The sequence below is a fragment of the Haloarcula sp. JP-Z28 genome (assembly GCF_011440255.1).
Lineage (GTDB): Archaea > Halobacteriota > Halobacteria > Halobacteriales > Haloarculaceae > Haloarcula > Haloarcula marismortui.
In genome coordinates this window covers 17,247-31,742 of record NZ_JAAOHT010000053.1, presented here as the reverse complement: position 1 = coordinate 31,742, position 14,496 = coordinate 17,247, and the positions used below count along the sequence as shown (strand labels likewise).

Below are 14,496 nucleotides of genomic sequence, written 5' to 3'. Positions count from 1 at the left end.
ACGCAGGGGTCGGTGCACACGCTAGACATCTACCTCGAAGCGGAGTACAAGAAGGGAAGCCTTGATGTGGACGAATCGGAACTCGTCGGCGCGGCGTGGTTCGCGGAGCCGCCAGAGCAGCTAACTCCCGGGGCCGAAGAACGGTTTGCGGCCTTCCGAAACGACGAGTGAATCCGGGCCCGGGACGAGAAGCCGATTAGTGTTCGACTAACTCCACGAGCACCCCGCCGGTCGTCTTCGGATGGAGGAACGCCACGTCGTGGCCCCACGCGCCCGGCCGTGGCTCCTCGTCTATGAGGTCGATCCCACAGTCGCTGACCGTCTCTAGCGCGGCGGCGATGTCGTCTGTCTCCAGAGCCACGTGATGGATGCCCGGCCCGTTGCTGTCGAGGTATCTGGGAATCGCGCCGTCGGCGTCCGGCAGCGGTTCTAGCAGTTCGAAGTACCCGTTGTCCATCTCCAGAAACGTCACCTGCAGGCCGTCGAACGTCTCGTCGTGGACGACCGGTGTTTCGAAAGCCTCGGCGAACAGTTCCGCGAGCGGGGCGGCGTCGTCAGTTGCGATACCGGCGTGGTCGAATTGCATGGACGGCCGTACACCGGGGTAGCTTATAATTCTGGGAGCACAGATGGCTCGAAAACAGGACGGCCACGCGGTTCGACTGACCTTACATCGACGAACCGGGCTGATACTCGCCGAACACGTCCCGGAGCACGTCACACACCTCACCGGTCGTGGCGTACACCTTCACGGCGTCGATGATGTAGGGCATGACGTTCTCGTCGCCCTCGGCGGCCTGTCGGAGCGCGTCAAGTTTCGCCTCGACTGCCTCGTCGTCACGCTCCTCCCGGACGGTGGCCACGTTGTCCTGCTGGGCCTGCTCGACGGCCTCGTCGACCTCTTCGATGTCCTGCTCGCCCTCTTCCTCGACCTGATACTCGTTGACGCCGACGATGATGCGGTCGCCAGCTTCCTGTTCGCGCTGGCGCTCGAAGGCCACGTCCTGAATCTGGCGCTGGACCCACTGCTCCTCGATGGAGCGGCGCATCCCGCCGCGTTCGTCGACTTCCTCGATGAGTTCGCGGGCCTCGGCTTCGAGTTCGTCGGTCAGCGACTCGACGTAGTAGCTCCCGGCCAGTGGGTCGATTGTGTCGGCCGCGCCGGACTCGTGAGCGAGAATTTGCTGGGTCCGCAGCGCGGTTCTGACAGACTGCTCGGTCGGAAGGCCGATGGCCTCGTCCTTGCCGTTGGTGTGGAGGCTCTGAGTCCCGCCCAGAACGGCCGCCAGTGCCTGGTAGGAGACGCGGACGACGTTGTTTTCGATCTGTTGGGCGGTCAACGTCGAGCCGGCAGTCTGGGTGTGGAACTTCAACTGTTTGGACTTGGGGTTCTGGGCGTCGAAGCGCTCGTCCATGATTTTCGCCCAGAGACGCCGCGCCGCCCGGAACTTCGCCACCTCCTCGAAGATATTGTTGTAGGAGGCAAAGAAAAAGGAGAGTTGCGGGGCGAATTCGTCCACGTCGAGCCCGGCCTCGATAGCGGCCTCGACGTACTCGATGCCGTCACCGAGGGTGAACGCGATTTCCTGGGCGGCCGTCGAGCCGGCCTCCCGGATGTGATACCCAGAGATGGAGATGGTGTTGAACTTCGGTGTCTCGGCGGCACAGAACCCGAAGATGTCGGTGATGAGCCGCATCGACGGCTCCGGCGGGTAAATGAACGTGTTCCGGGCGATGTACTCCTTGAGCACGTCGTTCTGGATGGTCCCGCGGAGTTCCTCGCGGTCGACGCCCTGCTTGTCGCCGACGGCGATGTACATCGCCAGCAGCACCGACGCGGGGGCGTTGATGGTCATGCTCGTCGAGACCTCGTCCAGCGGGATGCCGTCGAACACGGTCTCCATGTCGTCAAGCGAGTCGATGGCGACGCCGGTTTTGCCGACCTCGCCGGCGGCCATCGCGTGGTCGGAGTTGTAGCCCATCTGCGTGGGGAGGTCAAACGCCATCGACAGCCCGGTCTGGCCCTGGTCAAGCAGATAGTTGAACCGCTCGTTGGTCTCCGTCGCAGTCCCCATCCCGGCGTACTGGCGCATCGTCCAGAGCCGGCCCCGATAGCCGGTCGGATACACGCCGCGGGTGTACGGTTCCTGACCGGGAAACCCTAGGTCCTCCTCGTAGTCGAGATCGGAGATGTCGGCCGGGGTGTACAGGCGGTCTACCTCGTGACCTTCGGTGTCCGTGGTGAACGTCTCCTTGCGTTCGCCAAAGCGGTCGACGGTGGGCTGGACGTCGTCTTCCTCCCACTGAGCCTTCGACTCCCGTATCTCCTCCAGCTCGTCGGGGTCAAACATGGACGGATTGTCGGACGGCGGAGGCTTAAGGGTTCTTAAATCCTTCACGATTTGTAATACGCGTCTCGCCGTGGTATGGCGGCGCGCTGTTCCGAGGTGGGTTTATATCTTCGCCATCTACCGAGGGCGTATGCCAATCGAACCGGGTGACGGCGTTACCATCGAGTACGTCGGCCGCTTCGAGGACGGGACCATCTTCGATACGTCACGTCCCGAAGTCGCCAGGGGGCACGGACTCATCGAGGCACAGGGCGTCGATGTGAGCGAGTATGCACCGCTTTCTTTCACTGTCGGTGCAGGAGAAATCATTGAGGGGATTGACGAGGCGCTCGTCGGCATGGTCGCGGGCGAGGAGGCCACTATCACGGTACCCCCGGCGAAAGCCTACGGTGAGTTTCAGACCGACCGCGTCCGCGAGTACGACCCCGAAACGTTCGAAGGTATGGTGGGAAAAGAGCCGGAAGTCGGAACCCATGTCGAGGCCGAAAACGGGCTTCATGGGGACGTAACTGCTGTCCGAGACGACGCCGTCGAGGTGGATTTCAACCACGAGTTGGCCGGCAAGACGCTCGTGTTCGATATCGAAGTCGTCGACGTCAGATAATCGGTCCGCCGTCAGCAGATTATCAGTCGCCCGTGTCGTACTTGTAGGTCGCTTCGTCGGGGTCGATGCCGAAGTCCTCGGGACCCTCCTCTGGCTCAGGTTCCTCGGACTCGCCGGCACTGGCCTGCTTGAACTGCTTGCGGAGGTGGCCGGGCACCTCGAAGCGGTCAACGGCCACCCGGAGTGGCACCGCGTCCGGCTGGATGTTCTCCTGTTTGGTCGCGAGCCGGTCCCGGAGCGCGTCAGGGAGCTGTGCCGGCTCGATGCGCTCGAAGCCGAACTGCGCAAGAAACTCCGAGGCGTTCGTCAGTGAGTAGACGGTGTCAAACCCCTCGTCGCCCGCGTACTCGACCAGCCGTTCGATGACGTGTGCGCCGACGCCCTGATTGCGCCATTCGGGCAGGACGCCGATGCTGGTCAGTTCACAAACTGGCTCGTCGCCGCCCTTGTGAATACGGATGCGGCCGAAGCCGGCCTTCTCGTGGCTCTCCTCGTCGATAGCGACGACGTAGTCCCGGGATCTAAAAGCCGTCTCGTCCAGCCCCATCTCTTCGATACGGTCGAGCAACCAGACTTCCTCGCGGTTTTTCGCATCCCGGACGTACATGCTCTAAACTTGACCGCCGCAGTCAAAAGGGTTTGCGGCGTGATTGAGACTGGAGACGATCTAGCGGAGAGGCAATCACTAAGACAGTTCAACATGATTGATTGTTCATGATATCGCTCGAGATGGATATGGTCCAGTACGACTGTCCGTACATCGACACGACACGGGACTACGAGGTGTCGTTTCTGGCCAAGCAGTGGGATTTCCACCCTGTCGAGCGGGAGCTGGAGACACGGATCATGGTCAACGGCGCGGACCGGGAAGAGCTGGACCGCGGGCTGAACGCACTGGAGACGCACGACCACATGGAGTCCTATCAGCTTCTCCGCCGGAAGGGCGACCTGGCGCTCATCCGCTCGCGCATCGATGAGACGAACGCGATGAGCGTCATCCGCGACCACAGTGGCTACATCACCGGCCCGTTCCGCATCCGTGACGGGTCGGAAATCTGGCACGTTGGCTTCGACACCGAACGCGTCGCGGAAGGGACCCTGTCTGAACTAGAGCGCGACAATGACTACACTATCAGGTCCCGCGAATCGGTCGATCTGGAGGACTACTACGACCTGCTACAGAACATCGACTCGGCGAAGCGGCTGGTCGATGGCTGTCGGGAACTCTCGGAAGTAGAGCGAAACACGCTGGAGAAGGCCGTCGAAGGCGGCTACTTCGACACGCCGCGGGACGCGACCCTGTCATCACTTGCCGAAGAGTTCGACGTGTCCAAGATGGCTATCTCGAAGAACCTCCGGCGCAGTCAGCGGAAGATACTCGACCGCGTCACGACGGCGATGAACGACGTGACCGAGTGAGAGCAGCGGTTGGGGCTGTGTGCTGTTACTCCGCTCCGCTACCCTGCATCAGCTTCTGGATGTCCTCGTCGGCCGCCAGCTCTTCCGGGTCACCGCTGGCGACGATATCCCCACGCTCAATGACGTAGAGACGGTCAACGACCTCAGGCACGTGTGTGACGTTGGACTCAGCGATGAGCACCGCAATGCCGCGTTCGTTGATGGCCCGGATGTGGCGCTTGAGGTTCTCAACGACGACCGGAGCCAACCCTTCCAGCGGCTCGTCGAGGATGAGCAAATCGGGCTGGAGCGCCAGCGCCCGCCCGATGGCGACCATCTTCGCCTGGCCGCCGCTGAGGTTCTGGACTTTCGCATCCCGGCGCTCATCGAGTTCGGTGAGCACGTCGTAGACGCTCTCGATGACCGCGTCCTCGTCGTCGATACTCCGGACCTTCCCGCTGGTCCAGATCGGGAGGCGGAAGTTCTCGTCGACGGTCATCCCGGTGAACAGCTTCCGGTCTTCGGGCTGGTAACCGATGCCCCGCTTGGGAATCAGCTCCGAGCGAATGCTGGTCAGCTCCTCGCCGCGGAACGTGACTGACCCGCTCCAGACCGGTGTCAAACCCATGATTCCCCGGAAGGTACTCGTCTTGCCGGCCCCGTTGCGGCCAACGAGGCCGACCGCCTCGCCAGCGTTCACGTCGAGGTCGATGTCCTCGGTCACCTGAAACCCCTCGACAGCGGCGTTGAGCCCGCGAACGGACAGCAGCGGTTCGCTACTCATCCTCGCCCACCCCCAGGAGGAGCCGCCGGAGTTCGTCGTCGGTTTCGAGCATCGTCGGCGGGCCGACCCCGTGGACAGCCCCCTGATGAAGGGCGACGACGCGGTCAGCGTACTCCGTGACGATGTCCATATCGTGCTCGATGGTCACTGTCGTCACGCCCTCCGCCCGGCCGACCTCGACAATCGTTTCGATGACGTACTCCTTTTCGCGGGTCGACACGCCCGAGGTCGGCTCGTCGAGCAGGAGGTAGTCCGGGTCGAGACCGAACGACATCGCCACGTCGAGCAGTTTCCGGTCACCGTGGGGCAGTTCCTCGGCGACGGTGTCAGCCGCGTCTCCGAGCCGGAACTTCTCCAACAGCTCGTTGACCTGCGCCTCCACCTCTTCGTGGCCGTCGGCCATCGAAAACAGGCTCCAGGTCTTGCCCTGTTCGGTCAGCACCACCGTCCGGAGATTCTCACGGACCGTCATCTCCTCGAACACCTTGACGACCTGAAAGCTCCGGGCGATGCCGGCGTCGACACGACCGTTTGCCGACATGCCGGTAATCTCGTCGCCGTCGAGGATGATGGACCCCTCGTCCGGTGAGAGAAAACCGGTGAGGAGGTTGATGAACGTCGTCTTCCCGGCCCCGTTCGGACCGACGATGAAGACGAGTTCGCCCTCCTCCTTACCGAACTCAAGTGTGATGTCGTCAGTTGCGACCAGTTCACCGAAGGACTTCTGCAGATTGCGTGCTTCGAGCATCTCAGTCGACTCCAAAGAGGATTATCCGCAGGCTAGTCAGCGCCTCTGTCACCTTCCGTTCAATCGACTGCGCGGCGCTCCGGCCCCACGCCGACAGGACGGACGGCTCACGACGCAGTTCACTGAGCCGTGCATTGACGATGCCGCCGGACCGGAGCGACCCGACGATGCCCCGCGGGAAGCCATACACGAGTATCAGGAGCACCACACCGGTCAGGAACTCGTAGTACTGGGTCACGTCTTGCCCCACGTCCTGCAGGAAAACGAGGACGACACCGCCGATGAGCGGGCCGACCAGCGTCCGGAACCCGCCCAGTATCGCCATGAACAGGATGTCGCCCGACCGGAGGAAAAACAGCGTCCCCTCCGGGCGGACGTACTGGCGGACGACGGCGAACAGCCCGCCCGCCACGCCGCCGTAGATGCCTGAGATGACGAACGCGGCCCAGACGTAGCGGCGGACCGGCAGGCCGATGAACCGCGCCCGGGTCCGCTCTTGCCCGATGGCGTCCAGAGCGTTGCGGAACGGCGACTGCGTGATGCGGTACATCACGAAGAGGCCGATGAGGATGACGACCACCGTCAGGTAGTACGTCAGAATCTGGTACACATCGGGGCTGAACGCGGTCCCGAACAGGAGCGGCTGGTTCGCCGGCCCCGGCCGGACCGGGAGCCCGTCGCTCCCGCCGAGTGCGCTCTGGCCCAGCGCGATGGCGTACAGGAGTTGGCCGAAGGCCAGCGTCAGGAGCGCGAAGTACAGCCCCGTATGTCGCAGCGACAGCACTCCGATGATGGCTGCCATCACCGTCGCGGCGGCGATGGCTCCGAGCAACAGCAAGCCGACGCTCTGGACGCCAGCATAGCGTGCGAGGACCGCGGTCGCGTACGCGCCGGTGCCGAAGAAGGCCGCGTGGCCGAACGAGGTGAGCTTCGTGTGGCGAAGCAAGAGATTCAGCCCGACCGCCGCGAAGCCGAACAGCAGGCCCTGGTGGATGACGCTGAGCTGGAGGCTGTCGGAGAGGCTTGCGATATCTGGAATGACGAACAGGAACACGACTCCAAGGACGAGGAAGGCGGCTTCTCGGCGGGTTACCTCGACCCCGAGGACGCGATACGCCGGCGTCCCGTCGCGGTCGACGCGCTCCGGCATCACGCCGTCTCACCCCACGTCCCGAACAGCCCTTCGGGTTTGACCAGCAGGATGAGTGCCATAATGGCGAACGGGGCCGCAATCTCGCCCGGCGGGTACAGCGTAATCATCCAGCTTCGGATGACGCCGACCAGAAGTGCGCCGACGAACGCCCCGCGAAGGCTGCCGAGGCCGCCGATGACGATGACGACGAAGGACAACACCAGCGGATTGGTGCCCATCTCCAGCGTCGCCGATGTCGGCGGGACGGCCATCGCGCCGGCAAAGCCGGCGAGGAACGCCCCCAACGCGAACACGAGCGTGAACACGCGGTCGGTGCTGACGCCAATCGCGGTCGCCATCTCACGGTCGATAGCCGTCGCTCTGATGATGCGCCCGGTCTTCGTGCGCTCGAAGAACCAGAACAGGCCCGCGACGACGGCCGAGCCGACGAGGATGACGAACACGTTGTAAGTCGGGTAGTTCAGCCCGACGAGTTCGCTCGTCGGAATCGCGTTGATGGCGCTGTAGACGGCGTCAGTCCGGATCGAACTGTCCCCCCAGATAAACTTCTTCACGTCGAGGAGAATGAGCAAGAGGGCGAAGGTCAGCACCAGCTGGTACACCTGGTCGCGGTCGTAAATCTGGCGCAGGAACACCGCTTCGAAGAGGGTTCCCACGGGAAGGAGGATGGCTGCCGTCACCAGCACGGCCGCGAGAACCGCGAGTATGAACACGGCGGTGCCGACGACGCCGCCCCCCGGCGGGCCGATGATGCCGATAATAAACCCGAACACGCCGATGGCGGTGTACGCGCCCAGCGAGAACAGTTCCCCGTGGGCGAGGTTCAGGACATCCAGAATCCCCAGGATGACGGTGAGTCCTGAGGCGATCATGAACAGGATAAACCCGAACTGAATGCCGTTGAGCGTCTGGACGAGCGCGGCTGTGGGTGTTACGGCCATGGCTCGGTATCAGGCGCTCCAGCTATCCAGCCAGTCGCTCCCGGTGACACCGGGTGGCGGCGCTGTCTCGGTGGCTGCGTATGTGTTCACGTCTTCAAGCCTGGCTGCCCCGAGGTCGTCATCATACACCATCTGGCCGGCGAAGGAGTTCGACGCGCCCTGATGGTCCTCGGCGATGTTGTGGTAGCCGGCCGGCGTGAAGAAGCCGTGCCCCTCCAGAACCTGCGCGATCTGCTCCTGAGTCGGATAGGTGCCCAGCAGGTCGATGGCCTTCTCGACGGCCGTCGCCCACGCGGTGACCGCGCCGTAGCCGCTCATGTAGTGCGCTGTCGGGACCGTCACGCCCTCTTGCTGTGTCGCGGCGTCGAACAGCTCCCGGCCGGGCTGCCAGTTGCCCAGCGCCGGCTTCCCCCAGTAGTAGTTCCGTGACCCGGAGTAGATATCCGTCCCAGCCAGCGCGTCGCCCGGCACATCGCCGGCCGCGCTGTACAGCGTCGTGCCGAACACCGTCGTGTTCTCGAACATGTTGTTGGCGTTCGCCTGTCGGACGAACGTCGTCACGTCGCCGCCCCACAGACTGGAGAAGGTCACGTCCGGCTCCTCGTTGTTGATCGAGGTGATGTGATTCGCCATGTCACTGGCCCCGAGTTCCGGGAACCCCTCGTAGACGATTTCGGCGTCAGTGAGTCTCTGGATGGCCTGTGTGAACACTCGCATCTCGTCCTCGCCGAAGGAGTAGCCGGGGTTGACCCCGGCGACGGTCGAGATGTTGTCAGCGCCGATGCGTTCAACAGCTTCCCGGGCCATCGTCACCACCTCCATGATGTCGTAGTTCTGGAAGCGGAAGGAGTAGGTCGGGTCGGGGACGGTCTCCTCGTAGAGCGTCGTTACCGTCCCGTCAGTGCTGACGTTGATGATTCCGTTCTTCTCGACCTCAGGGGCGATCTGGCTGTGTGTGCCACTGGAAATCGGGCCGAAGGTGACCTCTTTCCCCTCCTCGATGAACTGGTTGTAGCTGTCGAGCGGGTTCGACCCCTCGTTGACGACGTCCAGTTCGATTTCGCGTTGTCCACCGATACCGCCGGCTTCGTTGATGCGCTGGACGGCGAGTTCGGCCCCGCGCTGGGCCTGAATCCCGAGTACGCCCGGTGCGCCACGTGTGAACGTCAACAACCCGGCCTGTATCGGTTCGTCGGAAATCTCACCGCCGGACTGCTCGCCCTGATCCGCTGTTTCACCGTCGCTCAGCAGCGTCGAGCAGCCAGCGAGCGCTGCGGCGACGGCCGAGCCGCCGACGGCGGAGAGCAGTTGTCGCCTGCCAATACCACCAGTGTCATGGTCCGTTGTCGTTTGTTGCATAGGTGTGTCCCAATACGCCCCGGACAAGCCCGGGCTGTCTGGTCACGCGGTATGTGCCACGCTCACAGGGATGACTGATTCTTCCGACGTAACCCCCGAATAACGGGAGGTTTACACGTAAACCACGTTGTCGGTGAGGCAGCGGAACAGCGTTCTCGCGCCGGGCTGCGACAGCACCACAGCAGTCAGTCGGGTATACATGTCAACCCGCCCCTATTCGGAGATGTCTGAAGAACGTGTGACTGAATGGCATCCAGCACTTCTCACGAACGGCTCGAAGTCGAGCCCATCGACGAGTCTTCGATCCTGTTCGCCGACGACGACCACTACACGAGCGACACCGTCTGTCTGGTGACCGGTGGTGGGTCGGGCATCGGCCGGGCGACGGCGCTTGCGATGGCCGCTAACGGGGTGACCGCCGTTGCCACGGACATCGACGCGGACGGCCTCGCAGAGGTCGCGGACACGGCGGCGGACCTCGACCTTGATGGGGCCGTCGAGACCGTGGCCGGCGATCTTGCGAACGACGCGGATATCGAAACCATCGTCGAGACCGCGGCCTCCCACGGCACCGTACGGTATCTCGCGAACATCGCCGGCCTCCAGCACATCGACGCCATCGAGGACTTCCCGATGGAGACGTACGACCAGATGCACGACGTAATGCTTCGCGCGCCGCTCGCGCTGTCGAAGCGCGTCATCCCTCACATCCGCGGGACTGACGACGGCGTGGGTGCCATCGGGAACATGGCGTCGGTCCACGGCCACTACGTCACCTCCGATAAGGTGGCCTACAACGTCTCGAAGTTCGGCCTGCGGGGGCTGACACAGTCTATCGCCGCCGAGGGCGGTGACGGCCTCCGTGGGTTCTCCATTAGCACGGGCTACGTCAAGACGCCGCTGGTCGTCGACCAGATTCCCGACACCGCCAAGCAGCGGGGCATCAGCGTCGACGAGGTCATTGATGACGTAATGCTGGGCCAGGCCCGGATCAAGGAGATGATGGACCCTATCGACGTGGCGAACCTCTTCGTGTTCGGCTTCTCAACCCACGCCGACCATCTCAACGGCGGGGACCTGCTGTTCGACGGCGGCATGACAAAAACGTACGAGTGAGACTGTGGTGTGCGGATATGCACTGTCTCTCCGACACCCACGAGGTGCCCGGAACCAAGTTCCCCGGCCGGTCCACGCGTCTGGCGTCCCGGGCGGCGGTACGGGTTTATACCAGACAGGCAAACACTACGGAATACTGACGCAATGAGCGAACAAGACCACGTAGACTCTATCGTCCACGAACCGAGCCATTCGTTCGTCGAATCGACGAACGTCTGGGAGTTCATGCAGGAATACGACATCGACAACTACGACGAACTCATCGAGCGAACGACCACAGACCTGCCCGAGGAACCCGACTCGGGCGTCGAGTGGTTCTGGGACCTGCTCCCGGAGTACCTCGACATCGAATTCTTCGACGCATACGATCAGGTCCGGGACAACAGTGAGGGGCCGCAGTTCACCGACTGGTACGCCGGTGGGACAATCAACGCTGCCCACAACGTCCTGGACCGCCACGCAGCACGGGACAGTCCGACCCGAAACACAGTCGCGCTCATCTGGGAGGGCGAGCCCGGCGACGTGCGGGAGATTACGTACCACGAACTGAATCGACAGGCCAGCAAGGTAGCGAACTATCTGGAATCCGTCGGCGTCGGCACCGGCGACACCGTCGGCCTGTACATGCCGATGGTCCCCGAAGTCGCGTCGATACTGTACGGCTGTCTCAAGGTCGGCGCGATCGCCGTGCCGATCTTCTCCGGGTTCGGCGTTGACGCGACGGCGACCCGCATCGCCGATGCCGAGTGCTCCGTCCTGTTCACTGGTGACGGCTTCTATCGCCGGGGCTCCGGTGTTCACCTCAAGGAGAGTGCCGACGAGGCCATCAAGCAGGCCGGCGAGGAACTCGGGACGACACCGGTCGAACACACTGTCGTCTATGACCGCCTCGGTATCGCGGACGACCCCGACGAGACCATCCGCTGGACCCGCCGCGACGAGTGGTGGGACGAAGCGATAGCGACAGCTGACGATGAGTACGCGGCCAAGGAACTCCCGAGCAATCAAGAGTCGATGCTGCTGTACTCCTCCGGGACGACCGGGAAACCGAAGGGCATCGTCCACACGCACGCCGGCGCGCTCATGCAGGCAGCCAAGGAGATCTACTTCGGCTTCGACCACAAGCCGTCGGATCGGTTCTTCTGGGTGAGCGACATCGGCTGGATGATGGGCCCGTGGACGCTGCTCGGTAACCACGCCTTCGGCGGGACCGTCTTCATGTACGAGGGCGCGCCGGACCACCCGGAGCCGGACCGCTTCTGGGAGATGATCGACCGGCACGACATCACCACGTTCGGCGTCTCGCCGACCGCAATTCGGGCGCTCCGGAAGAAAGGTGACGAGTGGCTGGAGGGGCATGACCTCTCCAGTCTACGGCTGCTGGGCTCGACCGGCGAACCCTGGGACCCCGAGAGCTGGCAGTGGTTCTACGAGCACGTCGGGGACGAGGACTGTCCTATCATTAACATCTCCGGCGGAACCGAGATCATGGGCTGTTTCCTGATGCCGATGCCGATTCAGTCGCTCAAGCCCTGCACACTTGGCGGTCCAGGGCTTGGAATGGACATCGATATCGTCGATTCCGACGGCGAATCAATCGCCGACACACACGAGCGCGGCTATCTGGTCGCCAGGGACTCCTGTCCCTCGATGACCCGGTCGCTCTGGTCGGGTGACGACCGCTACCTGCACGAGTACTGGTCGACTTGGGACGATGTCTGGGACCACGGCGACTGGGCCCAGAAAGACGAGGACGGGCTCTGGTTCCTCCATGGCCGGGCCGATGACGTGCTCAACGTCGCCGGGCGGAAGGTCGGGCCGGCGGAGGTCGAGGGCGCAGCAATGGAGCACGACGCCGTCAATCAGGCCGCCGCCGTCGGTGTGCCGGACGACACCACCGGCACTGCCGTCGTCCTCTACGCCGTGCTGGAACCCGGCTACGAATCCAATGACGACCTCCGGGACGATATCCGCGCCGCTGTCGGCGAGGAACTTGGCAAGCCGTTCCGGCCCCGCGAAGTGCTGTTCGTCGATGAGTTCCCCAAGACCCAGAGCGGCAAGATCATCCGCCGAGCAATTGCTGGCGTCTACCGCGGCGAGGACCTTGGCGATATGTCCAGCATCGAGAACCCCACGGCGCTGGACGAGGTTCGCGAGGCGTCGTAGTCAGCCGCCGACGGCGTCCTCGGTCGGCTTCTCCAGTCGTAGCAGTCCGGGCAGCGCCAGCACTGCGAGGACGACCTCCGTCCCGCCGGCGACGAGGAACGCAACGGGGTAGCCGAAGGCTCCGGCGACAGTGCCGCCGACGAGGATGCCGGCGAGGAAGCCGACGCTACCGAAAATGTTGAAGCCGGCCATAGCGGTCCCACGCTCCGTCTCGACGGCGAGGTCCGAAACGAGCGCCATCGTCGCAGGGGCCATCAGTGCCCCGATAACGCCGGTTAGTACCATCCCTGCACCGGCGATGGCCACCGTCGGCGCTTGCCCGACGCCGACAACAGTGAGTCCGTACAGCACCGACCCGACAACGATAGGAGCGGTTCGACCGATGCGGTCAGAGAGCACGCCGAAGGGATACTGCAGCAGGGCAAACGGAGCAAAAAACAGCGCCAGCATGACTCCGGTTTCGCCGGGGCCCAGTTCGAACGTCTCCCTGAAATACAGCGTGCCGACAAGCGCGAAAAAGCCCGCAGTGAGTCGGTCGATAAACCCGAAAGCGTACGGCACGCCGAGCGTCGGTCGCTGTTTGAGCCCGGACACGGTCGCGGCCAGGCCTGACCGCCCGTCCGACGGTGCGCGGTCGGTCACGAGCAGCGCGGCCACTGCGACGACAAGCGACAATGTACTCGCCACATACAGCGGGAGCGTCGTCTGGATTTCGTAGAGTTGGCCGCCGAGTGGCGCCCCAAGCGCCGTCCCACTGCCGATAGCGATGCCTGCCGCACCCATGTTCTTGCCGTGGCCGCCGCCGAGGTCCATCAGCATCGTCATTGCCAGCGAGAACGCGGCGATAGTGGCCCCACCCTGAAGAACTCGCAAGGCCAGCACGCCAACAAAGGAGAGCGAAACCGCTCCAGGGAGCCACGCGATGAGGGCGTACAGCACTGCACCTGCGCCTGCCCCGCCGGCAATGTACGGTGTACGCCGCCCGGTGGCGTCGCTGAGTACGCCCCACACACCAGCAAAGACGACGAACGCCCCGAACTCAGCGGCGAGAAACCACATACTCGCGTTCAGGTCTGTCGTCGCACCAAGCGACTGGACAAGCCTGTCGACACCCGGATACAGCAAGACCTGCGCCAGTAACACGGCGAAGATAACACCCGCGAGAACGCCCCGGTCTGTGCGGTCCGTCACAGGCAATGCTACAGCGAGCCGAGAAAAATAGATGTCGGACCAAAATACGGCACGCTACTCGTAGAACACTCCAACTACCGACGACAGAACAGCGCGTCCGCTAACTCAGCCCAATCCGCGTTACTCAGCACTGTGTGGTGGAACGAAACCGCAGTTCGAACAGCCGTTGTGCTTCGTCGTCTGGTAGCTCAATTCCGCCCCGCAGTTCGGACAGTTGTACTGGTCTGAACTCATTCACCTACTGGTAGTGTTCGACATTACCTAAACCTTTTCTCGACAATTGTCTATAGCACTTTTTCGACCGATTTATACGGAGTACCGAGGCTTAGACTGCGTTCTACCAGTTTGTGGGACGGATAATTACATCGTTCAGTACGGATGAACAAGGGTCCCTAACTGGTGGCGGTCGACGCCTGTAGCCGTTGCTGCGTCCGTCCCGACAGGCGTGGCCACTTTGTGCGTTCGAGCGCACTGGCCCTGAGATTGCTGGCGGCGCAGGCTCCATCGACTCCTGTCGAAGTGTTAGATCGATAATACGGAACATCGTTAGACGGTTCTGAGTTCCGGGGGACAGCTACTGAAGACCGCTCGTCCCGGTCGACAGGCAGATTCGGCAGCGTGCTTACTGTCTGTCGTGGCGAACGTTGCTACTGGGTCAATAAGAAAAACACCGACACGGAACCGG

General features: G+C 63.1%; 13 protein-coding genes and 1 pseudogene. 5 read left to right on the top strand and 9 right to left on the bottom strand.

Annotated elements, in window-relative coordinates; all coding sequences use genetic code 11:
• Positions 1–171, top strand: a pseudogene (locus G9463_RS24545) (NTP pyrophosphohydrolase); the annotation flags it as partial.
• Between the two features lie 25 nt (positions 172–196).
• Here the strand turns inward: G9463_RS24545 and mce are convergent.
• Positions 197–586 (bottom strand): methylmalonyl-CoA epimerase, encoded by a 390-nt coding sequence (gene mce / locus G9463_RS16905; RefSeq protein ID WP_011223147.1) that lies wholly within the window; start codon positions 584–586, stop codon positions 197–199.
• A gap of 82 nt (positions 587–668) precedes the next feature.
• Positions 669–2,351 carry a methylmalonyl-CoA mutase gene (locus tag G9463_RS16900; RefSeq protein ID WP_165897330.1) on the bottom strand — a complete coding sequence of 561 codons (1,683 nt, stop codon included), beginning with the start codon at positions 2,349–2,351 and terminating at the stop codon, positions 669–671.
• Between the two features lie 130 nt (positions 2,352–2,481).
• Between G9463_RS16900 and G9463_RS16895 the strand changes: the two genes are divergently transcribed.
• Positions 2,482–2,955: a peptidylprolyl isomerase gene (locus G9463_RS16895; RefSeq protein ID WP_165897329.1), complete on the top strand. Its 474-nt coding sequence runs from the start codon at positions 2,482–2,484 to the stop codon at positions 2,953–2,955.
• A gap of 22 nt (positions 2,956–2,977) precedes the next feature.
• Here the strand turns inward: G9463_RS16895 and G9463_RS16890 are convergent, their stop codons facing one another.
• A complete protein-coding gene (locus G9463_RS16890; RefSeq protein ID WP_004961978.1) occupies positions 2,978–3,562 on the bottom strand; it encodes a GNAT family N-acetyltransferase in 585 nt (194 codons plus the stop codon).
• A gap of 107 nt (positions 3,563–3,669) precedes the next feature.
• Between G9463_RS16890 and G9463_RS16885 the strand changes: the two genes are divergently transcribed.
• Positions 3,670–4,374 (top strand): helix-turn-helix domain-containing protein, encoded by a 705-nt coding sequence (locus tag G9463_RS16885; RefSeq protein WP_007190498.1) that lies wholly within the window; start codon positions 3,670–3,672, stop codon positions 4,372–4,374.
• A 25-nt stretch (positions 4,375–4,399) separates the two neighbouring features.
• Here G9463_RS16885 and G9463_RS16880 read toward each other — a convergent pair whose 3' ends face one another.
• The 5 genes from G9463_RS16880 to G9463_RS16860 are packed head-to-tail and all read right to left on the bottom strand — an operon-like array spanning position 4,400 to position 9,338.
• Positions 4,400–5,137, bottom strand: a complete 738-nt coding sequence (locus G9463_RS16880; protein WP_165897328.1) for an ABC transporter ATP-binding protein — start codon at positions 5,135–5,137, stop codon at positions 4,400–4,402.
• The gene (locus tag G9463_RS16875) at positions 5,130–5,885 is read right to left on the bottom strand and encodes an ABC transporter ATP-binding protein (protein WP_121302977.1); all 756 of its coding nucleotides are present in this window, start codon (positions 5,883–5,885) and stop codon (positions 5,130–5,132) included. The genes G9463_RS16880 and G9463_RS16875 overlap by 8 nt, the downstream gene beginning before the upstream one ends.
• Position 5,886: 1 nt before the next feature.
• The gene (locus G9463_RS16870; protein ID WP_165897327.1) at positions 5,887–7,035 is read right to left on the bottom strand and encodes a branched-chain amino acid ABC transporter permease; all 1,149 of its coding nucleotides are present in this window, start codon (positions 7,033–7,035) and stop codon (positions 5,887–5,889) included.
• Complete coding sequence (locus G9463_RS16865) at positions 7,035–7,979, bottom strand: branched-chain amino acid ABC transporter permease (RefSeq protein ID WP_004961965.1); 945 nt, start codon at positions 7,977–7,979, stop codon at positions 7,035–7,037. The genes G9463_RS16870 and G9463_RS16865 overlap by 1 nt, the downstream gene beginning before the upstream one ends.
• A gap of 9 nt (positions 7,980–7,988) precedes the next feature.
• Positions 7,989–9,338: an ABC transporter substrate-binding protein gene (locus tag G9463_RS16860; protein ID WP_004961961.1), complete on the bottom strand. Its 1,350-nt coding sequence runs from the start codon at positions 9,336–9,338 to the stop codon at positions 7,989–7,991.
• A 246-nt stretch (positions 9,339–9,584) separates the two neighbouring features.
• Between G9463_RS16860 and G9463_RS16855 the strand changes: the two genes are divergently transcribed.
• Both G9463_RS16855 and G9463_RS16850 read left to right on the top strand, forming a co-directional pair.
• Positions 9,585–10,454, top strand: coding sequence for an SDR family oxidoreductase (locus tag G9463_RS16855; RefSeq protein WP_165897326.1), 870 nt, complete (start codon positions 9,585–9,587; stop codon positions 10,452–10,454).
• Between the two features lie 144 nt (positions 10,455–10,598).
• Positions 10,599–12,620 (top strand): AMP-binding protein, encoded by a 2,022-nt coding sequence (locus G9463_RS16850; RefSeq protein ID WP_165897325.1) that lies wholly within the window; start codon positions 10,599–10,601, stop codon positions 12,618–12,620.
• Here G9463_RS16850 and G9463_RS16845 read toward each other — a convergent pair whose 3' ends face one another.
• Entirely contained in the window at positions 12,621–13,811 is a 1,191-nt protein-coding gene (locus G9463_RS16845) for an MFS transporter (protein ID WP_049938807.1), read from the bottom strand.
• Positions 13,812–14,496 lie beyond the last annotated feature (685 nt).